A 24,812-nucleotide genomic window follows, 5' to 3' on the forward strand; every position below is an offset into this window, starting at 1 on the left:
TGGTGGAGGGATTTACCGTGTCTGCCGTTCTCTCATTGTTACAAAGCCGGCTGTTGCGGCCGGTGTTCGTTACCCTAGGTATCGCTCTTTTGGTGCAAGTGCTGGTGGCCGTTGCCCTGACGCGAAGCACCGTGACGGCGCTGGAAGCGGATTTAAGCAACCGCCTGGGGGCCGACAGCCAGAAACTGTCTGGTGAGCTGGCGCAAGCCGGCAAGGAAGTCACCTCGAGCCTGGACAGCTTGTCTTCGAGCACGCGTCAGCGTCTGACCGCAGGGCTTTCCACGCGCCTGCAAGAGGAGCAGAAGCAACTGCGTGCGACCCTGGAAAAAGACCTGCAGGACTCGGCCAATGACATGGCCCAACTGCTCGCGTCGGTGGCGCCCCGCGCCATGTGGGACAGCGACGTGCCGACATTGTCGGAGTTCGCCCGGCGCGCCCAGCGTAATCCCAACGTGTTGTTCGTGGTGTATGACGACGCGGCTGGCGAGCACCTGACCCGTTACCTCAACCGCGAAAACCCGATCAACCAGGCACTGTTGGACAAGGGCAAGGGCGACCGAGCCTTGGATAAGGTCCTGGATGCGGCTAAAAACGATCCTTCGGTGTTCTACGTCGAAGCCTCGATCAGCCCCAACGGCACCGAGATCGGCAAAGTCCGCATGGGCGTCTCGACCAAAGCGGTAGAGGCCGACCTGGCAGCGCTGGACAAGCGCTTTGCTGCCTTGATCGCCAGCAGCGATCAGTTGGTCGGTGACAGCCTCAAGGGCGCCGCCGCCGACAGCGCAGCGGCCATGGGCGCGCGCCTGCAATCGGCGCAAGCCACCGCCACCCAGATGACCGCCAACACCAGCAGCGCCGTACAGGACGCTGCGGGAGCGCTGCGCTGGCGCATCGGTATGGGGCTCGCCATTGTCGGGTTCGGCGTATTGCTGCTGATCGCCATCGTCTTGGGGCGCCGTGTGGTCAATCGGCTGAAGTTGTTGATTGCCGCCATGGACGACCTGGCGGCGGGCGAGGGCGATCTCACCAAGCGTGTGCAGATCAACAGCAAGGACGAAATCGGCGACATGGCCTCGGCGGTCAATCGCTTTGTGGATAAGTTGCAGCCGATCGTGCGTGAGGCGGGCGATGTAGCGCAGCGCACCGGTGTCGAAATCGGCGCCATGACTTTACGCAATGCCGGGGCTGACAAGGCGGCCGGTTTGCAGCGCGACGAAGTTGCCGAAAGCCTGCGCGCGCTTTCGCAAATGGCCGATGAGGCCCAGGCCGAAAGCCATGCGATGCAGGCGGCGTTGCAGCAGGTAGTGGATATTCGCCAGGCCACGGATGAAAACTCACGGACCTCGGCAGAGGTCGGCAGCCTGATCGAGGCGCTCGCGGGGCAAGTGCAGGCCGGTTCCCAGGTGATCGAGCGGTTGGCGCAGCAAAGCGAGCAGATCGAAGTGGTGTTGACGGTGATCCATGGGATTGCCGAGCAGACCAACTTGCTGGCCCTGAATGCGGCGATTGAAGCGGCGCGTGCCGGTGAGACCGGGCGAGGTTTTGCGGTGGTGGCAGACGAAGTGCGGGCGCTGGCGAGTAAAACCCAAAGCTCTACCGGCGACATCCAGGCGCATATCGTGGCATTGCAACAGGGCGCGCGCGAGGCGGTGGAAACCATCGGCAAGGCCGGGCGCCAGGCGAATGAAGGGTTGTTGGTGCTGCGCGACAGTGTGCGCTTGCAGCAGTCGGTGCAGGCTTCGGTGGAGCAAGTGCATGCGGCGATTGGCCTGGCGACGCGTGCGGCCGAGCATCAAGCCCAGGGCGCGCATGCGGTACGTGGGCGGGTCGAGGTGATCCATGCCCAGGCTGAGCGTGCCGCGCAGGCCGTGGTGGAAACCACGGCCAGTGGCAAGGTGCTGGATGGGTTGGCGGCACAGTTGAAGGCGAGCTTGGGGCAGTTTCGGGCTTAGCGTCGTTTGCGCCGGCCTCATCGCAGGCAAGCCAGCTCCCACATTTGACCGAGTTCCAGCTTTGGAATGCAGTCGAATGTGGGTGCTGGCTTGCCTGCGATAGCGGTCTCAGCGGCTCAAATACATCCGCGTCGTCAGCAGATACACCGGCAGCCCCGACACCAGAATCAACAGCGCCGCATACGGCGCCGCCGCCGCAAACTCAACATTCGAGGTATGTGCCCACACGGCAGTCGCCAGGGTATTCAACCCCGTCGGGCTGAGCAGCAACGTCGCCGTCAACTCCTTCATTGCATCCAGAAACACCAACGCAAACGCCGCCCCCAATGCCGGGAAAATAATCGGCAAGGTCACCCGGCAAAACGCGCTGAATGACGAAGCGCCCAGCGTGCGTGCAGCTTCTTCCAGTTGCGGCGCAGCTTTGTTCAGTGCGGTTCGAATCGGCGCCTGAGCGAGCGGCAGAAACAACAGCGCATAAGCAATCAGCAGCAGCGCCGAGGTCTGATACAGCACGGGCACATAGTGCAGCGCGAAGTACACCAGTGTCAGCGCAATCACCAGACCGGGCAGGGCATGCAACAGGTAGGGCAGGCGCTCAGCCCAGATCGCCAACTGGCCTTTGTAGCGCACCACCAGCAGGCCGACCGGCACAGCCAATGCCAGACAAAGCGCAGCGCCGCCCAAGGACAATGCCAGCGAAGACATCAATGCCTCGCCAATTTCGGCCACCGGGAATGCCGCCGATGAACCCACTGCCAGCCAATAAGCAAGCATCCCCAACGGAATACCGCTACCGATGACCGCCAGCGCCAGGCAGTACAGCTGACCCAGGGTCGACCATTTACCCAGCTTGACCTGTTCCGCATGCCGCGCCGCGCCCTGGCCGATGCGCACATGCCGGCCCTTGCCGCGCACCCGCAGCTCCAGCCACAGCAGCGTCAGGCACATCACCAGCAGTACCGCCGAGAGCATCGCGGCATTGGCGTTGCTGAATTCCAGTTCGAACTGTTGGTAGATCGCGGTGGTAAAGGTTTGCAGGCCGATGATCGACAGCGCGCCGAATTCCACCAGCATATGCAGCGCGATCAGCAGCGCTCCGGCCAGCAGCGAAGGCCAGAGCAACGGCAGTGTAATTCGAAAAAATACGCCCCAGCGATTCAGTCCCAGCGTGCGGGCCGACTCTTCAAGGGATGGATCAAGATTGCGCAATGTCGCCGCCACCGGCAGAAACACCAGCGGGTATTTGGACAGGGTCATCACCAGGATTGCCCCGCCCAGGCCCTCGAAGTTGGCGCTCAGTGAGACCCAGGTGAAGCTGCTGACAAACGCAGGCACTGCGAACGGCAAGCACAGGATCACGCCCCAGATGCGTCGCCCCGGCAGGTTGCTGCGCTCCAGTAGCCACGCCAGTGACAGACCGATTACGCCGCACGCCACCGTCACCCCAACCATCAACGCCAGGGTGTTGCGCAGCAGTCCGAATACATACGGCCGCCACAGCAGGTGCACCGCCTCCGCCCAGCCCGCCTGCCAGGCCTTGGTGCCGACATACACCAGCGGCAGCAGGCTCAAGCCCACCAGAAACAGCACGGGCAGCAGCAGCCAGATCGACGGGCGTTTGCGCCGGGGTATGAACCCGGCGGCGGAAAGCGATGGGTTCATCAGTTCAAGCCAACGTCACGTTCCAGGTCCAGGGCTTCTTCGGCATTGCCAAGGTCGGCCGGGGTGACTTTCGGCGGCTGCAGCTCACTGAACGGCTTGAGGCCGCGATTGGATTGCATGCCTTTGCGCAGCGGGTATTCGGCCGAGGTGTTGGTGATCACACGTTGGCCTTCTTCGCTGGCCATGAAGGCGAGCAACTGCTGAGCTTCTTTGGGATGTTTGCTGGATTTCAGCGCGGCAGCGGAAGACACGGTGATCAGGCCACCGGCGTCGCCATCGGTGAAGTAGTGCAGTTGCGAATCCAGGTTGGTTTTTTCTTTTTTCAGGGCGAACCAGTAGTAGTTGTTCACCAGCACGGTGGCGACTTCGCCGTTTTCCACGGCCTTGAGGGCGACCATGTTGTTGCTGTACACCTTGCCGAAGGCGCGCAGGCCGGTCAGCCATTCTTCAGCCGCTTCGCGCCCGTGCAATTTGATGATTGCTACCGCTTGCTCCTGGAATGCGCCGCTGGTGGGCACAAAGCCGACTTTGCCTTGCCACTCGGGGCCGGCGAAATCCAGTACCGATTTGGGCAGATCCTTTTCGGCGATCAGTTTGGGGTTGAAGGCCACGACGCGGGTGCGAGCGGTTACGCCCATCCAGTCACCGTTGCTGCCGACGTATTCCTTGGGCAACACGTCCAGCGTGTTCGCATCAATTTTGGCCAGCAGGCCTTGCTCGCCGAGTTTGTTCAGCGGCGGCGACTCTTCGGTGTAGATCACATCGGCAGGGGAGCGCTCGCCTTCTTCCACGACCTGGCTGGCGAGCTGGTTGCTGCTGCCTTTGCGCACGTTGACGTGAATGCCGGTCTTGGCTTCGAAGGCCTTGGCGAGTTCATCGCCGACTTCTTTGTGCTGGCCGTTGTACAGGGTCAGCGAAACCTTGTCGGCGGAGTAGGCGGTGGGCGAGAGTAGGGTCAAGCCGAGCAGAGTGAGGGTCAGGCCACGCAGAAGGGATGTCTTGAGACGGTTATCGCGGATCATCATCCGAAGTGTTCCTCGCTTGTATGCAACAAATCATTGCAAGGATAAACGATAAAACTTCTCAAGTGCGGACGAGGGGAGAATCCTTGGGGAAGTTTTCAAACCCCGGAAACGAAAAAACCCGCTTTCGCGGGTTTGATCTGAATTTGGTGCCCAGGAGAAGACTCGAACTTCCACGACCTTGCGATCACCAGCACCTGAAGCTGGCGTGTCTACCAATTTCACCACCTGGGCATTATCAACAACGCTTGCGCCGTTGATGGAGCGAACTATACGGAGCGCTTTTAAATCTGTAAACCCCTGATATCAAAAATATAAATCAATATTCTTGTTAAAAATCAAAGGCCTGAAACGAAAAAACCCGCTTTCGCGGGTTTGATCTGAATTTGGTGCCCAGGAGAAGACTCGAACTTCCACGACCTTGCGATCACCAGCACCTGAAGCTGGCGTGTCTACCAATTTCACCACCTGGGCAACATCAACAACGTTGCCGTCGTCGATGGCGCGCACTATACGGAGACGCTTTTGAGCTGTAAAGCCCTGCCATGAAAAAAGCCTGGAAAATTTCGCTAATGGTCATGCGAGGTGCTTTCCGAGGGTGGCAAAGGCCTTTTAAACACTTGTCGACACCTGAAATTTCCCGTTTCAATACGCGTATGCCAAACTAACCCGCATATAGACAAGGTGAAAACTCTCTAATGGCCGATTGGCAGTCCCTCGATCCCGAGGCCGCTCGTGAAGCGGAAAAATATGAAAACCCTATTCCTAGCCGCGAACTGATCCTGGCGCATCTCGCCGATCGTGGTTCGCCTGCTAGCCGCGAGCAGCTGGTTGAAGAGTTCGGTCTGACCACCGAAGACCAGCTCGAAGCCCTGCGCCGCCGTTTGCGCGCCATGGAGCGCGATGCTCAACTGATCTACACCCGTCGTGGCACCTATGCGCCTGTGGATAAGCTCGACTTGATCCTGGGGCGCATCGCCGGCCATCGGGATGGCTTCGGCTTCCTGATCCCGGATGACGGCAGCGACGACCTGTTCATGAGCCCGGCGCAAATGCGCCTGGTATTCGACGGCGACCGTGCCCTGGCGCGGGTTTCCGGCCTGGACCGTCGTGGTCGCCGTGAAGGCGTGATCGTCGAAGTGGTGTCCCGTGCCCACGAGTCCATCGTTGGTCGTTACTTCGAAGAAGGCGGCATCGGCTTTGTGGTGCCGGATAACCCGAAGGTCCAGCAGGAAGTGCTGATCACCCCGGGCCGCAATGGCGCCGCCAAGGTAGGCCAGTTCGTCGAGGTGAAAATCACCCACTGGCCAACGGCGCGCTTCCAGCCACAGGGCGATATTGTTGAAGTGGTCGGCAACTACATGGCGCCGGGCATGGAAATCGACGTTGCGCTGCGCACCTACGATATTCCTCACGTCTGGCCCGAGGCTGTGCTCAAAGAAGCCGCCAAGCTCAAGCCGGAAGTGGAAGATAAAGACAAAGAAAAACGCATCGACCTGCGCCATCTGCCGTTCGTCACTATCGACGGCGAAGATGCCCGCGACTTCGACGATGCGGTCTATTGCGAAGCCAAGCCTGGCAAGCTGCGCCTGTTCTCCGGCGGCTGGAAGTTGTTCGTCGCGATTGCCGACGTGTCCAGCTACGTGAAGATCGGTTCGGCCCTGGATAACGAAGCCCAGGTGCGCGGCAACTCCGTGTACTTCCCTGAGCGCGTGATCCCGATGCTGCCTGAGCAGCTGTCCAACGGCCTGTGCTCCCTGAACCCGAAAGTCGACCGTTTGGCCATGGTATGCGAGATGACCATCTCCAAAACCGGCGAAATGACCGACTACCAGTTCTACGAAGCGGTGATCCACTCCCAGGCGCGCCTGACCTACAACAAGGTCAGCACCATTCTGGAAGCGCCGAAGACCAGCGAAGCCAAGGCCCTGCGTGGCGAATATGCCGACGTCGTGCCGCACCTCAAGCAGCTCTATGCGTTGTACAAGGTGTTGCTGGGCGCGCGTCATGTACGTGGCGCCATCGACTTTGAAACCCAGGAAACCCGGATTGTGTTCGGTTCCGAGCGCAAGATCGCGGCGATTACGCCGACGACGCGTAACGATGCGCACAAGCTGATCGAGGAATGCATGCTGGCGGCCAACGTGGCCACCGCAGAATTCCTGAAAAAGCACGAAATTCCTGCCCTGTACCGCGTGCATGACGGCCCGCCACCGGAGCGCCTGGAAAAACTGCGCGCCTTCCTCGGCGAGCTCGGCCTGTCCCTGCACAAAGGCAAGGACGGCCCGACGCCGAAGGATTACCAGGCGTTGCTGGCCAGCATCAAGGACCGTCCGGATTACCACGTGATCCAGACTGTGATGCTGCGTTCGCTGAGCCAGGCGGTGTACAGCGCTGATAACCAGGGCCACTTCGGCCTGAATTACGAGGCGTACACCCACTTCACTTCGCCGATTCGTCGTTACCCGGACCTGCTCACGCATCGGGCGATTCGCAGTGTGATCCACTCCAAGCAGAACACCCCGCACGTCAAGCGCGCCGGTGCCATGACCATTCCGAAGGCACGGATCTATCCGTACGACGAAGCGGCCCTGGAACAGCTGGGCGAGCAGTGCTCCATGAGCGAGCGCCGCGCCGACGAAGCCACCCGCGACGTAGTGAACTGGCTCAAGTGCGAGTTCATGAAAGACCGCGTGGGCGAGTCGTTCCCAGGTGTGATCACCGCCGTGACGGGTTTCGGCCTGTTCGTCGAGCTGACCGACATCTACGTCGAAGGTCTGGTGCACGTCACCGCGCTGCCGGGTGACTACTACCACTTTGACCCTGTGCATCACCGCCTGGCGGGCGAGCGCACCGGTCGCAGCTTCCGTTTGGGCGACACGGTGGAAGTGCAGGTCATGCGCGTCGACCTCGACGAGCGCAAGATCGATTTCGGCATGCCCGACAAGCCGAGCGAAACACCGACTGGCCGTAAAAAACGTGGCAGCGAACCTGCTGCGCCCGCCAGCAAAGGCAAGGGCGCGCCTGCGAAAGCAGCTGCCGCCGAGCCTGCGCCAGCCAAGGCCGGTCGTCGTTCGTCCACCAAGGAAAAGGCCCCCGAGGCCTACCGCCCGAGCGATGCTGCGGCCAAAAACGCCGAAGTACGCAAGAGCCGTGAGTTGAAGCAGCAGTTGCTCAGCGAAGCCAAAAGCGGTGGTAAAGCGGCGTCTGGGGGAAAGTCCCACGGGGCGGAAAAGCCGTCGAGCAAACCGAGTAAACATCGTAAAGGCCCGCCTAAAGCGGGCTCGGCCCCCGCGAAGAGCGGCGGGTCGCGCAAACCTAAGGCCAAGTCATGAGTCTGGAAAAAATCTACGGCGTGCACGCCGTAGAAGCACTGCTGCGTCATCACCCTAAACGCGTCAAGCAGGTGTGGTTGGCCGAAGGCCGCAGCGAGCCGCGCGTGCAAGCGCTGGTCGAGCTGGCCACGCAAAACAAGGTTGCTATCGGCCAGGCCGAGCGCCGTGAGATGGACGTGTGGGTTGAAGGCGTTCACCAGGGCGTGGTTGCGGACGTAAGCCCGAGCCAGGTGTGGGGCGAAGCGATGCTCGACGAGCTGCTCGACCGTACCGAAGGCGCACCGCTGTTGCTGGTGCTGGACGGCGTGACCGACCCGCACAACCTCGGCGCTTGCCTGCGTTCGGCCGATGCGGCCGGTGCGCTGGCGGTGATCGTGCCTAAAGACAAGTCGGCAACCCTGACGCCGGTCGTGCGTAAAGTCGCGTGCGGCGCGGCGGAAGTGATTCCGCTGGTGGCTGTGACCAACCTGGCGCGCACGCTGGAGAAACTCCAGCAGCGCGGCCTGTGGGTGGTGGGCACGGCGGGCGAGGCCGAGGTCAGCATTTATGACCAGGACCTCACCGGCCCGACCATCCTGATCATGGGTGCCGAAGGCAAAGGCATGCGTCGCCTGACCCGCGAGCACTGCGATTACCTGGTGAAACTGCCGATGGCCGGTAGCGTCAGCAGCCTCAACGTGTCGGTTGCCACCGGCGTGTGCCTGTTCGAAGCCCAGCGCCAGCGTGGCGTCAAGGCCAAAGCCAAGAAATAAGGCTTAAGAGCGACGCAAGACCCTGTGGGAGCCGGGCTTGCCCGCGATGGCGGTGTGTCAGTCAGCAGAGATGTTGCCTGTGCCATTGTCATCGCAGGCAAGCCAGCTCCCACATTTGTTTGTGTTTGCCTTGATTCTACGTTGTTCAAATAATCACCAATCACCTTGCGCCATTTCTCCCCCTTCTCTACAATTGCGCCCCTTGCCTTCCTGGCAGGCACCTATGTGCCTCCCTGCGGCAAGATCCATAAGTGTCATTCACTCCTTGTCTGACCGTTTTTGAGCGGCAGGCTACAACCCGTAAGGAGCATTCATGCGTCATTACGAAATCATCTTTTTGGTCCACCCGGATCAAAGCGAGCAAGTCGGCGGCATGGTTGAGCGTTACACCAAGCTGATCGAAGAAGACGGCGGCAAAATCCACCGTCTGGAAGATTGGGGCCGTCGTCAACTGGCCTACGCAATCAACAATGTTCACAAGGCTCACTACGTGATGCTGAACGTTGAGTGCACCGGCAAGGCCCTGGCCGAGCTGGAAGACAACTTCCGCTACAACGATGCAGTGATCCGTAACCTGGTCATCCGTCGCGAAGAAGCCGTTACCGGCCAATCCGAGATGCTCAAGGCTGAAGAAAACCGCAGTGAGCGCCGTGAGCGTCGCGACCGTCCTGAGCACGAAGGCGCCGAAAGCGCTGATAGTGATGACAGCGACAACAGCGATAACGCTGACGAGTAATCCACGGACCTTTTAAGGAGCCTATCAAATGGCACGTTTCTTCCGTCGTCGTAAATTCTGCCGCTTCACCGCTGAAGACGTGAAAGAGATCGATTACAAAGATCTCAACACTCTGAAAGCCTACGTATCCGAGACCGGCAAAATCGTTCCAAGCCGTATCACCGGTACCAAAGCACGTTATCAGCGTCAGCTGGCCACCGCTATCAAGCGCGCCCGCTTCCTGGCCCTGCTGGCCTACACCGACAGCCACGGCCGCTGAGACCGGGCAGTCGACAAGTAGTAAGGGATTGAATGCATGCGCGCCTTAGCTGAGTTCATCATGCGCGGTCGCGTGCAGGCCACTCTGGTAGTGGCCGGATGTGCGGCATTGCCGCTGCTTTATTGGTTGGGTGCTGCTGCAGGTTGCCTTGTGCTCCTGCGGCGCGGTTTGAAGGACGCCCTTGGCGTTCTTGCCCTGGGATTGTTGCCGGCCTTGATCTGGTGGCTTCAATTCGGTGATCCACGGGTACTTCTGGTACTGCTGGGGTCATCGAGCCTTGCGTTGGTTTTACGCGCAAGTGAGTCCTGGGTCCGCACGCTGCTGGTCAGCGTGGCATTGGGGTTGGTGTACTCAGTGATGCTTGGCGCGGCTTTCCGCCCGCAAATCGAAGCGCTGTCGCAAGAGATCGTCAAGATCCTGCCGATGGCCCTCGGGGATCTCTACCAGCAATTGTCGGTAGATGAGCGAGCGCGGTTTGCGTCACTGATTGCCCCGGTCCTGACCGGCCTGATTGCGGCTTTGTTGCAGGTCGTCAGCGTGCTGAGCCTGATTGTTGGGCGTTATTGGCAAGCGTTGTTGTACAACCCGGGTGGTTTTGGTCGCGAGTTTCGCAGTATCAGAATCCCAGCGGGGCCGGCGATGTTGCTGCTGGCGTGCATGGTTGTCGGGCCGAACTTCGGCCCACAGATGGCCTTGCTGGCGCCGATTTGCAGCGTACCGCTGGTGTTTGCCGGGCTGGCCCTGATGCATGGGCTGGTAGCGCGAAAGCGCCTGGCCAAGTTCTGGCTGGTGGGGTTGTACGTCACGATGTTGCTGTTTATGCAGCTGATCTATCCGTTACTCGTGGTTTTTGCCATTGTCGACGGCCTGATTGATTTTCGCGGTCGTCTGGCGTCGAAAGACGCCGATAACGCGAACGGTGAAGGTTAAAAGTTAGAGGATTTTCACATGCAACTGATCCTTCTGGAAAAAGTCGCCAACCTGGGCAACCTGGGCGACAAAGTGAACGTTAAGGCCGGTTACGGTCGTAACTACCTGCTGCCATACGGCAAAGCCACCGCTGCAACCGCTGCCAACCTGGCTGCGTTTGAAGAGCGTCGTGCTGAGCTGGAAAAAGCCGCAGCAGACAAAAAAGCTTCGGCCGAAACTCGCGCTGCCCAACTGGCTGAGCTGGAAGTGACTATCACTGCCACCGCCGGTGACGAAGGCAAGCTGTTCGGTTCGATCGGCACCCACGACATCGCTGATGCACTGACCGCCTCCGGCGTTGAAGTGCAGAAGAGCGAAGTTCGTTTGCCGAACGGCACCATCCGCAACGTAGGCGAATTCGACGTAGCCGTGCACCTGCACGCCGAAGTTGAAGCCACCGTACGCGTTGTAGTGGTAGCAGCTTAAGCAACACCTAACTGACTGGCACCTCGCGTGCCAGGCGGTTAACATCGGGCACGATCCTGTTTACAGGTCGTGCCTTTTGTTTTTCTACACACCCCTAATTCCAAGTGGCCATGAACGATATTTCAGCTCCTGAGCAATACGATCTGCAAACCGCTGCCCTGAAGGTGCCGCCGCATTCCATCGAGGCCGAACAGGCCGTGCTCGGTGGCTTGATGCTGGACAACAACGCCTGGGAGCGTGTGCTGGATCAAGTCTCGGACGGTGATTTCTATCGCCATGACCACCGCCTGATCTTCCGCGCCATTGCCAAGCTGGCCGACCAGAACTCGCCGATCGACGTGGTGACCCTGGCCGAACAACTGGACAAGGAAGGCCAGACCTCCCAGGTCGGCGGCCTGGGCTACCTGGGTGAGCTGGCGAAAAACACGCCATCCGTCGCCAACATCAAGGCCTATGCGCAAATCGTTCGCGAGCGCGCCACGCTGCGCCAATTGATCGGTATCAGCACCGAAATCGCCGACAGCGCCTTCAACCCCGAAGGCCGCACCGCCGCCGAGATCCTTGATGAAGCCGAGCGCCAGATCTTCCAGATCGCCGAGGCCCGCCCGAAAACCGGCGGCCCGGTCAGCGTCAACGACCTGTTGACCAAGGCCATCGACCGTATCGACACCTTGTTCAACACCGACAACGCCATCACCGGTATTTCCACCGGCTACACCGACCTCGACGAGAAGACCAGCGGCCTGCAGCCGTCCGACTTGATCATCGTGGCCGGCCGTCCATCCATGGGTAAAACCACCTTCGCGATGAACCTGGTGGAAAACGCCGTGCTGCGCAGCGACAAAGCCGTATTGGTCTACTCGCTGGAGATGCCAGGCGAATCGCTGATCATGCGTATGCTTTCCTCGCTTGGCCGTATCGACCAGACCAAGGTGCGCGCCGGTCGCCTGGAAGACGACGATTGGCCGCGCCTGACGTCGGCGGTCAACCTGCTCAACGACCGCAAGCTGTTTATCGATGACACCGCCGGTATCAGCCCGTCTGAAATGCGCGCGCGTACCCGCAGGCTGGTGCGTGAACACGGCGACATCGCCCTGATCATGATCGACTACCTGCAACTGATGCAGATCCCAGGCTCCAGCGGCGACAACCGGACCAACGAGATTTCCGAAATCTCCCGGTCGCTCAAAGCCCTGGCCAAGGAATTCAACTGCCCGGTGGTGGCGCTGTCCCAGCTCAACCGCTCCCTGGAGCAACGGCCGAACAAGCGCCCGGTAAACTCCGACTTGCGGGAATCCGGAGCGATCGAGCAGGATGCCGACGTGATCATGTTCGTGTACCGCGACGAGGTGTATCACCCCGAGACGGAGCACAAGGGCATTGCCGAGATCATCATCGGCAAGCAGCGGAACGGGCCGATCGGCTTTATCCGCCTGGCGTTTATCGGCAAATACACGCGCTTCGAAAACCTGGCGCCGGGCAGCTATAACTTCGACGACGACGAGTAAGTTTCAGCGCCTGTAAGGACCTCATCGCAGGCAAGCCAGCTCCCACATTTGAAGATACTCACCGTTCAAGTGTGGGAGCTGGCTTGCCTGCGATTGCATCACCACAATTCCGACTACTACCGTCGGAATTGGTCAAAATTTGTGCTATATTCCGCGCCCGCGATTTTTCATCTCAACACCGGTCACCGTCATGCAAACAGCCAAGCCGTTATTTGACTATCCCAAGTACTGGGCCGAATGTTTCGGTCCTGCGCCATTCCTGCCGATGAGCAGGGAGGAGATGGATCAGCTTGGCTGGGATTCCTGCGACATCATCATCGTCACCGGTGATGCGTATGTGGATCACCCATCGTTCGGCATGGCCATCATCGGCCGGCTGCTGGAGTCCCAGGGCTTTCGCGTCGGGATCATTGCGCAGCCGAACTGGCAGTCCAAAGACGACTTCATGAAGCTCGGCGAGCCGAACCTGTTCTTCGGCGTCGCGGCCGGCAACATGGACTCGATGATCAACCGTTACACCGCCGACAAAAAAATCCGTTCCGACGACGCCTACACCCCAGGCGGCATGGCCGGCAAACGCCCGGACCGCGCCAGCCTCGTGTACAGCCAGCGTTGCAAGGAAGCCTACAAGAATGTGCCGATCGTGCTCGGTGGCATCGAAGCCTCCCTGCGCCGCATCGCCCACTACGACTACTGGCAGGACCGTGTGCGCAACTCGATCCTGATCGATGCCTGCGCCGACATCCTGCTGTACGGCAACGCCGAGCGGGCCATCGTCGAAGTTGCCCAGCGCCTGTCGTGGGGCCACAGGATCGAAGACATCACCGACGTGCGCGGCACCGCGTTCATTCGCCGAGACACGCCTGAAGGCTGGTACGAGGTGGACTCCACGCGTATCGACCGTCCGGGCAAGATCGACAAGATCATCAACCCGTATGTGAATACCCAGGACACCCAGGCCTGCGCCATTGAGCAGGAAAAAGGCCCGGTTGAAGACCCGGAAGAAGCCAAGGTCGTACAAATTCTTGCCAGCCCGCGCATGACCCGTGACAAGACGGTCATTCGTCTGCCGTCCATGGAAAAAGTCCGTGGCGACTCGGTCCTGTACGCCCACGCCAACCGCGTGCTGCACCTGGAAACCAACCCAGGCAACGCCCGCGCCCTGGTGCAGAAGCACGGCGAAGTGGACGTGTGGTTCAACCCGCCGCCCATCCCGATGACCACCGAAGAAATGGACTACGTGTTCGGCATGCCGTACGCCCGCGTCCCGCACCCGGTGTACGGCAAGGAAAAGATCCCGGCCTACGACATGATCCGTTTTTCGGTGAACATCATGCGTGGCTGCTTCGGTGGCTGCACCTTCTGCTCGATCACCGAGCACGAAGGCCGCATCATCCAGAACCGTTCCGAAGAGTCGATCATTCGCGAGATCGAAGAGATCCGCGACAAAGTGCCAGGCTTTACCGGCGTGATTTCCGACCTCGGTGGCCCGACCGCGAACATGTACCGCATTGCCTGCAAGAGCCCGGAAATCGAATCCGCGTGCCGCAAGCCGTCGTGCGTGTTCCCGGGCATCTGCCCGAACCTGAACACCGACCACTCGTCGTTGATTCAGCTGTATCGCAGCGCCCGTGCGTTGCCGGGTGTGAAGAAGATTCTGATTGCTTCCGGCCTGCGTTACGACCTTGCGGTCGAGTCGCCGGAATACGTCAAGGAGCTGGTGACCCACCACGTCGGCGGTTACCTCAAGATCGCCCCGGAACACACCGAGGAAGGTCCGCTCAACCAGATGATGAAACCGGGCATTGGCAGCTATGACAAGTTCAAGCGCATGTTCGAGAAGTACACCAAGGAAGCGGGCAAGGAGCAGTACCTGATCCCGTACTTCATCGCCGCCCACCCCGGCACCACCGATGAAGACATGATGAACCTGGCCCTGTGGCTCAAGGGCAATGGCTTTCGCGCCGACCAGGTGCAGGCGTTCTACCCGTCGCCGATGGCCACCGCCACCGCGATGTACCACTCGGGCAAGAACCCGTTGCGTAAGGTCACCTACAAGAGCGACGCGGTGACTATCGTCAAGAGCGAGGAACAGCGCCGTCTGCACAAGGCGTTCCTGCGTTACCACGACCCGAAAGGCTGGCCGATGCTGCGTGAAGCACTCACGCGCATGGGCCGCGCCGACCTGATCGGGCCGGGTAAAGACCAGTTGATTCCGCTGCACCAGCCGTCCACCGACAGCTACCAGAGCGCCCGTCGCAAAAACTCGACGCCGGCCGGCAGCCACAAGGTTGCGAAGGAAACCACCACCAGGATCCTTACCCAGCACACCGGTTTGCCACCGCGCGGCAGTGATGGCAGCAACCCGTGGGACAAGCGTGAGCAAGCCAAGGCGGCAGCCCAGGCGCGTAACAAGCAAGCGGCCAAAGAACGCAGTGATGCGGCGAAGGGCAAGGGCGGCAAGCCTGCGCGCAAGCCGGTCGTGCCGCGCTGATCGCAACCTGAATATGCAAGACGCCAGCCTCGTGCTGGCGTTTTGCTTTCTGTTCGGTGGCGAGTCTGTTTGTTAAGGTGGCGCCCATTAGATCGCCATCGCAGGCAAGCCAGCTCCCACAAAGCCGGCCTGGCCACCCTCATATTCAAGGAAGAACACCCATGAGCAACCCCCTGCTCTCCATCGGCATGGACTCCAACCGCTCCCAATTCATGGCGCGCCAGCGCATCGAAAGCCAGATCAACCTGCCACGGTTGTTCGCCGCCATCGATGCCGACCCCGGCATTGTCGGCGCCGGTGTGGTGTACATCGACGCCGACTTCAATGTGATCACCCTGCGCGAATTCAAGCCCCTGTGCAGCATCAGGCCCAAGCGCATCATTTTGCGCGAGGCGCAGAAGTACATTTCCCCGGCGCAATTTGTAGAACAGGTGAAGACGGATCCCCGTGAAGGCCGCCTCAGGAAAGAGGCGTTTGATATGGGCTTGTCGTGCACCGCCGCGATTATCGGTTGGCTTGTGGTGTTCAGCGGCAGTGTCGCCGTGCCATTTACGGCGGGCGCCAGCGCGTTCGTGGTGGGCATTGGCGTGACGGCGGCGCTGGCCAGCAGTGCGCAATGCGGGTTCGGCGTGGCACGTACCTACAATGAGGTCCTGGACCCCGACGCCAACGACCGGATGGATGACGCCGAATGGTACGGCGCTGTTTCAACCATCCTCGATACGGCCTCCCTGGTGGGGATCGGCACCGGCGCGCTGACCACGGTGAAACTGCTCAAGGCCAATAAGGCGGCGGCCCTGGGCAAAAGTTGGTATGAATTGCTCAAGGGCCTGAACCGCCAGGAACGCAAGAAGCTGACCAAGGAGCTGCTAAGCCTGCGCGACCCGAGCCTGACGCCCAAGCTGCTCAAGTTGCAGCAGCGTGCAGGCAAGCTGACCAAAAGCTTCAGCTCCACGGAAATCCGGCATGCCACCCTGACCCAAATGAAAGACGCGTTGGGCGGTATTCTCGGCATCGTCGGCAGCTACCGCACCGGCAGTGTGGGCACCGCCACCACCCTTGCCATCGGCTTGTATGAGGACCTCACCGAATGAAAGGCTTCCCCGACATGGGCAGTTTCCTCGCGCGCTATTTCCCGGTGTTCATGGGCACGATCTTCATGGCGATCTTTTCCGGCGCGTCTGCCGTGTCCCTCGCCGGCGTGACGTATTTGCGTGGTGTCGATCCGTCGCTTAAATCCGACTACTCCGGCCTGGCGATTTTGCTGCTGGTGGCGGTACTGGTATTTGGCAATGTAATGATCGCGCGCGGGCGCCCTTGGGCAACCGGCCTGGTGGCGGGTTATCTGGGTTGCTGTCTGCTGTTTGTGTTGCCGATGATTCAGTACCCCATCCCCAAACTGGTCTACGGCTCGGCTGTGCTCTTTCCGCTCTTGGGCTTGTTGCTGCTCAACAGCCAGCGTCACCGCGAAATGCGCCAAAAGCTGCTCGAAGTTCGCCACCTGCGCGAAGCCATGATCGCCCGCCACAAAACGCGCTGACTGGGTAGATTCACCACCCGGCCTCACACGCACGCCACAAATATGTGCAACCCTCGCACCACGGCACCCCCGTTGGCGCCGTTTTGGTGCTGTACTGCACCGGGTCTTACGATAAAGCGCAATGACGGCCGCTCTGGCATAAGTCTTGCGCGCTTTGTGCTCATGCCCTGGCTCGCAGGAGGCCGCCGTGTCGATTCATGTCGCGTTGCACCACGTTACGCATTACCGCTACGACCGCGCTGTCGAACTCGGCCCACAGATCGTGCGCTTGCGCCCGGCTGCCCATAGCCGCACGCGGATCTTGTCTTACGCGCTCAAAGTGCTGCCCGAGCAGCACTTCATCAATTGGCAGCAGGACCCGCAGGGCAATTACCTGGCGCGTCTGGTGTTCCCGGAAAAGACCGATGAGTTGCGCATTGAGGTCGACCTCGTCGCCGAGATGGCGGTATTCAACCCTTTCGATTTTTTCCTCGAGCCCTACGCCGAAAAAATCCCCTTCAGCTACGCCGCCGATGAGCAGCGCGAGTTGGCGCCGTACCTGGAAACCTTGCCGCTGACGCCAAAGTTCGCCGCCTACTTGGCGGGTATCGACCGCACGCCGCTGCCGGCTGTGGATTTTCTGGTAGGCCTCAATCAGCGCCTGGCGGCCGACATCGGCTATTTGATCCGTATGGAACCGGGCGTACAAACGCCGGAATTCACCTTGGGCGCCGCATCCGGCTCCTGCCGTGATTCCGCCTGGCTGCTGGTGCAATTGCTGCGCAACCTGGGGCTGGCGGCGCGGTTTGTGTCGGGCTACTTGATCCAGCTCACCGCCGACGTCAAAGCCCTTGATGGCCCGTCCGGCACCGAAGTCGACTTCACCGACCTGCACGCATGGTGCGAGGTGTATTTGCCCGGCGCGGGCTGGATCGGCCTGGACGCCACCTCCGGGCTGTTCGCCGGTGAAGGGCATATCCCATTGGCCTGTAGCCCTGATCCTTCGTCCGCTGCGCCTATCAGCGGGCTGGTGGAACCCTGCGAGTGCGAATTTACCCACGAGATGTCGGTAGAGCGCATTTGGGAAGCGCCGCGTGTCACCAAGCCCTACACCGAAGAGCAATGGCTGGCGATCCAGGCGTTGGGCCGGCAGATCGACGCCGACCTGCTCAAGGATGATGTACGCCTGACCATGGGCGGCGAACCGACCTTCGTCTCCATCGACGACCCCGACGGCGCCGAGTGGAATACCGCGGCGCTGGGGCCGGACAAACGCCGCCTGTCCGCCGAGCTGTTCCAGCGCATGCGCGCGCACTACGCGCCCAAAGGCCTGGTGCATTTCGGTCAGGGCAAGTGGTACCCCGGCGAGCAACTGCCGCGCTGGTCGCTCAATTGCTACTGGCGCCGTGACGGCGTGCCGATCTGGCACAACAGCGCGCTGATCGCCGATGAACAACAGGACTACGGCGCCGATGGCGTGATGGCCGGGCGTTTCCTGGCCAGTGTCGCCGAACGCCTGAAACTGCCGGCACGCTTTGTGTTCCCGGCTTTCGAAGACAACTTCTACTACCTGTGGCGCGAAGGTGCGCTGCCGCAAAACGTCACCGCCCAGGACCCGCGCCTGAGTGATGACCTGGAGCGCGAGCGCCTGCGCAAAGTGTTCAGCCAGGGCCTGGATAAAGTCATCGGCCAAGTGCTGCCGCTGGCGCGCACGGCGGCCAATGACCGTTGGCAGAGCGGGCGCTGGTACCTGCGTGACAACCACTGCCGTCTGGTGCCGGGTGATTCGCCGCTGGGTTACCGCCTGCCGTTGGCCTCGCAGCCATGGGTGACGGCGGCGGAGTATCCGTTCGTGCATCCCACTGACCCGAATCAGGATCAGCCGGAGCTGCCGACCACCGCGCAACTGCACAGCCATGGCACGCCTGCGCCGAGCGATGAACGCGTGCCCAATGTCGACGAGTCTGCCGACTGGCTGACCCGCACCGCTTTGTGTGCCGAAGCGCGGGAAGGGCGTTTGTACCTGTTTATGCCGCCGCTGGAACGCGTCGAGGATTACCTGGAGTTGGTGGCCGCCATCGAAGCCACCGCCGAAGAGCTGCATTGCCCGGTATTGCTGGAAGGTTACGAACCGCCATTCGATACGCGCTTGAGCAACTTCCGGGTCACGCCGGACCCCGGTGTGATCGAGGTCAACGTGCAGCCGTCCGCCACCTGGGATGAGCTGGTGGAGCGCACCGAGTTCCTCTATGAAGAGGCGCGGCAAACCCGCCTGACCACCGAGAAGTTCATGATCGACGGGCGCCACACCGGCACCGGCGGTGGTAACCACTTTGTGTTGGGCGGCGCGACGCCGAAAGACTCGCCGTTCCTGCGCCGCCCGGATTTGCTGCGCAGCCTGATCAGCTACTGGCATAACCATCCGTCCTTGTCGTACCTGTTTTCCGGGCTGTTTATTGGCCCGACCTCCCAGGCGCCACGGGTGGATGAAGCGCGTAACGATGCGCTGTACGAGCTGGAAATCGCCTTCGCGCAAATGCCCGAACCTGGCGAAGAATGCCCGCCGTGGCTGGTCGACCGGCTGTTGCGCAACCTGCTGATCGACGTGACCGGCAACACCCACCGCGCCGAATTCTGCATCGACAAACTCTATTCGCCCGATGGCGCCACCGGCCGCCTGGGCCTGTTGGAACTGCGTGCGTTTGAAATGCCGCCCCATGCGCGCATGAGCCTCACCCAGCAATTATTGTTGCGCGCTTTGGTCGCGCGCTTCTGGCGTGAGCCCTATGCGCCAGCAAAACTGGCGCGCTGGGGCACTGAGCTGCACGACCGCTTCCTGCTGCCGCACTTTATCGAGCAGGATTTTGCCGATGTGATCGTCGAGCTCAACGCCGCCGGTTACCCGCTGCGGGCCGAATGGTTTGCCGCGCACCTGGAGTTCCGTTTCCCCAAGGTCGGCGACTACGCCGTCAGCGGCATCGAACTGGAACTGCGTCAGGCCCTGGAGCCTTGGCACGTGCTGGGCGAAGAGGGCGCCGTCGGTGGCACGGTGCGTTACGTGGACTCGTCCCTGGAGCGCTTGCAGGTGAAGTTAAGCGGCCTGGCGCCGCAACGTTATCTGCTGACCTGCAACGGCATCCCGGTGCCGTTGCAGCCGACCGGGCGTATCGGCGAGTTTGTCGCCGGCGTGCGTTATCGCGCCTGGCAACCGGCCAACTGTTTGCAACCGACCATCGCGGTGCACGCACCGTTGGTGTTCGATGTGCTCGACACCTGGATGCAACGCTCGCTGGGCGGCTGCCAGTACCACGTCGCGCATCCGGGTGGGCGCAATTACGACAGCTTGCCGGTGAATGCCAATGAGGCCGAGAGCCGGCGCATGGCGCGGTTTTTCCGCTTGGGGCATAGCCCTGGCAAGCTGGCGGTGCCGCCTTTGGTGATTAACGATGAACTGCCGATGACCCTGGATTTGCGGCGTTTTCCCAATAAAAATGACTAAATGAGATGTAAAATGTGGGAGCTGGCTTGCCTGCGATAGCGGTGTACCAGCCAGCCAATCAGGTGGCAGGAAAACCGCTATCGCAGGCAAGCCAGCTCCCACACGAGATCGCGTTGAATTTGAGTTAATCTGAGCCCCCTTGCCTCTGCCGAGCGTTCCATGCCCGATTTGCTCGACCGTTACCCGCTCACCGCGGGCACCTATCACGAACTGCTCGACGACAGTGGCGCGGTGCGTGCCCATTGGCAGCGCCTGCTCGATCACCTGCAACGCAGTACGCCCGTGCAACTGGCCCAGCGCCAGGCGTTGCTGACGCGGCAGATCCAGGAAAACGGCGTGACCTACAACGTCTACGCCGACCCCAAGGGCGCTGATCGCCCCTGGGAGTTGGATTTACTGCCCCATGTGCTGGCCGCCGATGAGTGGCAGCACCTGTCGGCCGGCATCGCCCAGCGTGCGCGCTTGCTCAATGCCGTGCTCGCGGACCTGTACGGCCCGCAGCGCCTGATCAAAGAAGGCCTGTTGCCGGCCGAACTGGTGTTTGGGCACAACAACTTCCTGTGGCCGTGCCAGGGTATTCAGCCGCCGGACGGCGCGTTTCTGCACCTGTACGCCGTGGACCTGGCGCGCACCCCGGATGGCCGTTGGTGGGTCACCGCCGACCGTACCCAGGCGCCCTCGGGCGCAGGTTACGCGCTGGAAAACCGCACCATCGTGTCCCGTGCGTTCCCGGATCTGTACCGTGATCTGCAGGTTCAACACCTCACCGGTTTCTTCCGCACGCTCCAGGAAACCCTGGCCCGTCAGGCGCCCGGTGATGACCAGCCGCCGCTGATCGTGCTGCTCACGCCGGGGCGTTTCAACGAAAGCTATTTCGAACACCTCTACCTCGCACGCCAGCTTGGCTACCCGCTGGTCGAGGGCGGCGACCTCACGGTGCGCGACAGTACGGTGTTCCTCAAAACCCTCAGCGGCCTGCGCCGGGTGCACGCGATCATGCGGCGCCTGGACGACGATTTCTGCGACCCGCTGGAGCTGCGCACCGATTCGGCCCTGGGCGTGCCCGGCCTGCTGGACGCGGTGCGCCAGGGTAATGTGCTGGTGGCCAATGCCTTGGGCAGCGGCGTGCTGGAGTCGCCCGGTTTGCTCGGCTTTCTGCCGAAGATCAACGAGTTTTTGTTTGGTGAAGCACTGATCCTGCCGTCCATCGCCACTTGGTGGTGCGGCGAGGCACCGGTGCTGGCCGAAGCCTTGGACAAGCTGCCGGAGTTGCTGATCAAACCGGCGTTCCCGTCGCAAAGTTTCGCGCCGGTATTCGGCCGCGACTTGAACGAAGAACAACGCTTGGCCCTGGCCGAGCGCATGCGTGCGCGGCCTTACGCCTATGTGGCCCAGGAGCTGGCGCAATTGTCCCAGGCGCCGGTTTGGCACACGGTGGACGACCATCTGCAGCACCGCGCCATCGGCATGCGTGTGTACGCGGTGGCCAGCGCTGACGGCTACCGTGTACTGCCCGGCGGCTTGACCCGTGTGGCGGCCGAGGCGGATGCCGAAGTGGTGTCGATGCAGCGCGGTGGCGCGAGCAAAGACACGTGGGTGCTGGGCGACCGCGCTGTCGGCGGCGAGCTTTGGCGTGCGCAACGGGCGATTGGTGTACATGACCTGGTGCGGCGCGACCCTTACCTGCCGTCGCGCGTGGTGGAAAACCTGTTCTGGTTTGGCCGTTACTGCGAACGCTGTGATGACAGCGCGCGCTGGCTGCGTATTGTGCTGGCGCGCTATGTCGATGGCGACGACCCGCAAGCCTTGCAGGCCGCTGTCGAGCTGGGCGAGACCTTGCGCTTGTTGCCGGAGGAGGGCGAGTTGCCCGAGCGCCTGCTTGCCGCTTTGCTTGGCGATGACTGGCCGTCGAGCCTGCGCGCCAACCTGCAACGCTTGCAGTGGGCAGCGTCCCAGGTGCGCGGCAAGTTGTCCCGCGAGAACTGGCAGGCCCTGGTGGAGTTGCAGCGCGAAGCCCTGGAGCTGGAAAGCGAGGCCCCGGACTTTGGCGAGTTGCTGGACTTCCTCAACCGTCTGGTGATGTCCCTGGCGGCCTTGTCCGGCTTCGCCCTGGACGACATGACCCGCGACGAAGGCTGGCGCTTTTTGATGATGGGCCGGCGTATCGAGCGCCTGCAATTTCTCAGCAGCAGCCTCGCCGCGTTCCTGCGTGGCGTGGCGGTGTTTGATCAGGCCGGGCTGGAATGGCTGCTGGAGCTGGGCAACAGCAGCATCACCTATCGCTCGCGTTACCTGGCAGTGCCGCAACTGATCCCGGTGCTCGACTTGTTGCTGCTCGATGAACAGAACCCGCATGCGGTGCTGTTCCAGTTGAAGCTGGTCAGCCGCACCCTGCGCCGTCTCAATGATGACTTTGGGGTGCCACGGGAAACCGGCCTGGCGCCGTTGGTGGAGAGCCTGTCACGTTTCGACCTGGGCTGCCTGGAGAACCCGTTGTTCGGCGAATCCAGTGTGCGCGCCGCGTTGGACGGCCTGGCGGACCTGCTGCAAGCGGTCGCCGATGAAAGCGGGCAAGTGTCGGATCGCCTGGCGTTGCGTCACTTTGCCCATGTGGATGATGTCAGCCAGCAAACGGTGTCGGTGTGATGAGTGCGCGCTACCAGATTTTTCACGATACCCATTACCACTACGACAGCCCGGTGTCCCTGGCCCAGCAGTTGGCGCACCTGTGGCCGCGGCCGTGCGCGTGGCAGCGTTGCAGTTCCCAACAATTGGATATCAGCCCGCAGCCGTCGTCGCGCCGCGATGAGCTGGACGTATTCGGCAACCCGATCACGCGGCTGGCGTTCGAACGGCCCCATGATGAATTGCTGGTCAATGCCGGGCTGACCGTGGAAGTACTGGCGCGGCCAACCCTGGATTTTCAGCAGTCGCCGGCCTGGGACCAGACCCGCGACAGCCTGACCTACAGCAGCCAGGTGCTGTCGTCTGAGATGCTTGAAGCCTGCCGTTATCGCTTCGAGTCGCCCTACGTGCACCTGAAGAACACCTTCGTCGAGTTCTCCGAAAGCTGCTTCCCGCCAGGCGTGCCCTTGCTGCTGGGCGTGCAGGCCCTGATGCAGAAAATCTTCAGCGAATTCACCTTCGATGCCGAAGCCACCCAGGTCGCCACGCCCTTGGTGGAAGTGCTGGAGCGCCGACGCGGTGTGTGCCAGGACTTTGCTCACCTGATGCTCGCGTGCCTGCGCTCGCGGGGCCTGGCCGCGCGTTACATCAGCGGCTACCTGCTGACCCAGCCACCGCCCGGCCAGCCACGGCTGATCGGCGCCGATGCATCCCATGCGTGGGTCTCGGTGTTTTGCCCGGTGGCGGGCTGGGTGGATTTTGATCCGACGAATAACGTGCAGCCGGCACTGGAGCACATCACCCTGGCCTGGGGCCGTGATTTCTCTGATGTGTCGCCGTTGCGTGGGGTGATTCTGGGAGGAGGGAGCCATGACCCGGAGGTGCGGGTGACGGTGATGCCGCTGGAGTAACAGTGGGTTGTGGTGAGCAGGGAGGGCCTGCTCACCCCAACAAAATTTATTCAGCCGGGTCTTTCGGTGTCTCGGTGTCATCAGCAGCCACTTCACCTTCAGCATCCGGGTTCAGTACGCCTGCTTCTTCATCTGCAGCGGCTTTCTTGCGTTGCAGCTTTTCCTCTTTCTTCTGCTCCTTGGCCAAGTCTCTCTGACGTTTGGCGAAGGAGTAATTAGGTTTGGCCATGGGCGATCCTCTAGGGTCGAAGGTGAGGGTGGGCGGCACGCAGCTGCCTTGGGTCGCTATGGTAGCAGCTTAGCAGCGCGATTGGCCTTCACTTACCGCAGGCATACGCGGCCAACAGGCCGTTTAAGAATTGATTGAAGTGCATGGCAGACGCTCCGGTGGGTGATGGAGCGATCATAGGCGGGTGGCTGTTGTTTGGCTGGTAGATTGTGTTGATCAGTCTGATAGCCTAAAGTTGTATACAATCTGTTGATTCAGATCATAAGAATTTCAGCCTGCTTGAGGCACCCTAGTCGCAATACGCGTTTTTTAAACCCTGCCTTGGAGATTCACATGTTTGCCAAAATCGTTGCTGTTTCCCTGCTGACACTGGTGAGCGGCCAGTTGCTTGCTGCAGAGTGCGCGGTCACTGTTGATTCCACCGACCAGATGTCCTTCAACACCAAAGAAATCACCATCGACAAGAGCTGCAAGAAGTTCACCGTGAACCTTGAGCACTCCGGCAGCTTGCCGAAAAACGTCATGGGCCATAACTGGGTGCTGAGTTCCGCCGCCGACATGCCTGGCGTTGCCAGCGACGGTATGGCCGCCGGTATTGACAAGAACTACCTCAAAGACGGCGACACTCGCATTATTGCCCACACCAAGATCATCGGTGCTGGCGAGAAAGATTCGGTGACCTTCGATGTGTCGAAACTGGCAGCGGGTACGGATTACGCGTTCTTCTGCTCGTTCCCGGGCCACATCTCGATGATGAAAGGCACTGTGGTCGTCAAGTAACACCGCGTTATCGTTCTTCGCGAGCAAGCCCGCTCCCACACTTGACCGCATTCCAATATGAGAATGCGGTCAAGTGTGGGAGCGGGCTTGCTCGCGAAGGCGATCTAACAAACACCGCTGGACTAACAGGCTAC

At 61.1% G+C, this 24,812-nt stretch carries 18 protein-coding genes and 2 tRNA genes; 15 read left to right on the forward strand and 5 right to left on the reverse strand.

Annotated features, from left to right (window positions below):
* Positions 1-17: 17 nt before the first annotated feature.
* Positions 18-1,952: a methyl-accepting chemotaxis protein gene (locus AOA59_RS13965; protein ID WP_099487908.1), complete on the forward strand. Its 1,935-nt coding sequence runs from the start codon at positions 18-20 to the stop codon at positions 1,950-1,952.
* Between the two features lie 108 nt (positions 1,953-2,060).
* Here AOA59_RS13965 and AOA59_RS13970 read toward each other — a convergent pair whose 3' ends face one another.
* The 4 genes from AOA59_RS13970 to AOA59_RS13985 form a co-directional block, all read right to left on the reverse strand.
* Positions 2,061-3,614 (reverse strand): iron ABC transporter permease, encoded by a 1,554-nt coding sequence (locus tag AOA59_RS13970; protein ID WP_065930674.1) that lies wholly within the window; start codon positions 3,612-3,614, stop codon positions 2,061-2,063.
* A complete protein-coding gene (locus tag AOA59_RS13975; protein WP_065930673.1) occupies positions 3,614-4,639 on the reverse strand; it encodes an extracellular solute-binding protein in 1,026 nt (341 codons plus the stop codon). Before AOA59_RS13975 ends, AOA59_RS13970 begins: the two co-directional genes overlap by 1 nt.
* A gap of 144 nt (positions 4,640-4,783) precedes the next feature.
* Positions 4,784-4,870 (reverse strand) — tRNA-Leu (locus tag AOA59_RS13980).
* Between the two features lie 153 nt (positions 4,871-5,023).
* Positions 5,024-5,110: transfer RNA gene (locus tag AOA59_RS13985), tRNA-Leu, on the reverse strand.
* A 224-nt stretch (positions 5,111-5,334) separates the two neighbouring features.
* On the opposite strand from AOA59_RS13985, the gene rnr reads away from it, so the two are divergent.
* The 13 genes from rnr to AOA59_RS14050 all read left to right on the forward strand — a co-directional run bounded on the left by rnr (position 5,335) and on the right by AOA59_RS14050 (position 23,669).
* Positions 5,335-7,971 carry a ribonuclease R gene (gene rnr / locus AOA59_RS13990; RefSeq protein ID WP_065930672.1) on the forward strand — a complete coding sequence of 879 codons (2,637 nt, stop codon included), beginning with the start codon at positions 5,335-5,337 and terminating at the stop codon, positions 7,969-7,971.
* Positions 7,968-8,723, forward strand: a complete 756-nt coding sequence (gene rlmB, locus AOA59_RS13995; protein WP_056860521.1) for a 23S rRNA (guanosine(2251)-2'-O)-methyltransferase RlmB — start codon at positions 7,968-7,970, stop codon at positions 8,721-8,723. The genes rnr and rlmB overlap by 4 nt, the downstream gene beginning before the upstream one ends.
* A 313-nt stretch (positions 8,724-9,036) precedes the next feature.
* On the forward strand, positions 9,037-9,459 hold the full coding sequence (gene rpsF, locus AOA59_RS14000) for a 30S ribosomal protein S6 (RefSeq protein WP_003217491.1): 423 nt from the start codon (positions 9,037-9,039) through the stop codon (positions 9,457-9,459).
* A 28-nt stretch (positions 9,460-9,487) separates the two neighbouring features.
* Positions 9,488-9,718, forward strand: coding sequence for a 30S ribosomal protein S18 (gene rpsR, locus AOA59_RS14005; protein ID WP_002551829.1), 231 nt, complete (start codon positions 9,488-9,490; stop codon positions 9,716-9,718).
* Between the two features lie 36 nt (positions 9,719-9,754).
* Positions 9,755-10,648 carry a hypothetical protein gene (locus AOA59_RS14010; protein WP_056860520.1) on the forward strand — a complete coding sequence of 298 codons (894 nt, stop codon included), beginning with the start codon at positions 9,755-9,757 and terminating at the stop codon, positions 10,646-10,648.
* 18 nt (positions 10,649-10,666) lie between these two features.
* The gene (gene rplI, locus AOA59_RS14015) at positions 10,667-11,113 is read left to right on the forward strand and encodes a 50S ribosomal protein L9 (RefSeq protein WP_003171376.1); all 447 of its coding nucleotides are present in this window, start codon (positions 10,667-10,669) and stop codon (positions 11,111-11,113) included.
* A gap of 110 nt (positions 11,114-11,223) precedes the next feature.
* A complete protein-coding gene (gene dnaB / locus AOA59_RS14020) occupies positions 11,224-12,621 on the forward strand; it encodes a replicative DNA helicase (RefSeq protein ID WP_017138451.1) in 1,398 nt (465 codons plus the stop codon).
* 190 nt (positions 12,622-12,811) lie between these two features.
* Positions 12,812-15,115 carry a YgiQ family radical SAM protein gene (locus AOA59_RS14025; protein WP_065930670.1) on the forward strand — a complete coding sequence of 768 codons (2,304 nt, stop codon included), beginning with the start codon at positions 12,812-12,814 and terminating at the stop codon, positions 15,113-15,115.
* Between the two features lie 161 nt (positions 15,116-15,276).
* Positions 15,277-16,209 (forward strand): hypothetical protein, encoded by a 933-nt coding sequence (locus AOA59_RS14030; RefSeq protein WP_058422436.1) that lies wholly within the window; start codon positions 15,277-15,279, stop codon positions 16,207-16,209.
* Positions 16,206-16,655, forward strand: coding sequence for a hypothetical protein (locus tag AOA59_RS14035; RefSeq protein WP_099487910.1), 450 nt, complete (start codon positions 16,206-16,208; stop codon positions 16,653-16,655). The genes AOA59_RS14030 and AOA59_RS14035 overlap by 4 nt, the downstream gene beginning before the upstream one ends.
* A 187-nt stretch (positions 16,656-16,842) precedes the next feature.
* On the forward strand, positions 16,843-20,133 hold the full coding sequence (locus AOA59_RS14040) for a DUF2126 domain-containing protein (protein ID WP_099487911.1): 3,291 nt from the start codon (positions 16,843-16,845) through the stop codon (positions 20,131-20,133).
* A gap of 159 nt (positions 20,134-20,292) precedes the next feature.
* Positions 20,293-22,779 (forward strand): circularly permuted type 2 ATP-grasp protein, encoded by a 2,487-nt coding sequence (locus AOA59_RS14045; protein WP_099487913.1) that lies wholly within the window; start codon positions 20,293-20,295, stop codon positions 22,777-22,779.
* Complete coding sequence (locus AOA59_RS14050; RefSeq protein ID WP_056860515.1) at positions 22,779-23,669, forward strand: transglutaminase family protein; 891 nt, start codon at positions 22,779-22,781, stop codon at positions 23,667-23,669. Before AOA59_RS14045 ends, AOA59_RS14050 begins: the two co-directional genes overlap by 1 nt.
* Before the next feature lie 46 nt (positions 23,670-23,715).
* Here the strand turns inward: AOA59_RS14050 and AOA59_RS14055 are convergent, their stop codons facing one another.
* Positions 23,716-23,898, reverse strand: coding sequence for a hypothetical protein (locus tag AOA59_RS14055; RefSeq protein WP_099487915.1), 183 nt, complete (start codon positions 23,896-23,898; stop codon positions 23,716-23,718).
* A 333-nt stretch (positions 23,899-24,231) separates the two neighbouring features.
* Here AOA59_RS14055 and azu point away from each other — a divergent pair, with 333 nt between their 5' ends.
* On the forward strand, positions 24,232-24,678 hold the full coding sequence (gene azu, locus AOA59_RS14060; protein WP_099487917.1) for an azurin: 447 nt from the start codon (positions 24,232-24,234) through the stop codon (positions 24,676-24,678).
* The last annotated feature ends 134 nt before the right edge of the window (positions 24,679-24,812 follow it).

Source organism: Pseudomonas sp. 2822-15, assembly GCF_002742515.1.
Lineage (GTDB): Bacteria > Pseudomonadota > Gammaproteobacteria > Pseudomonadales > Pseudomonadaceae > Aquipseudomonas > Aquipseudomonas salomonii.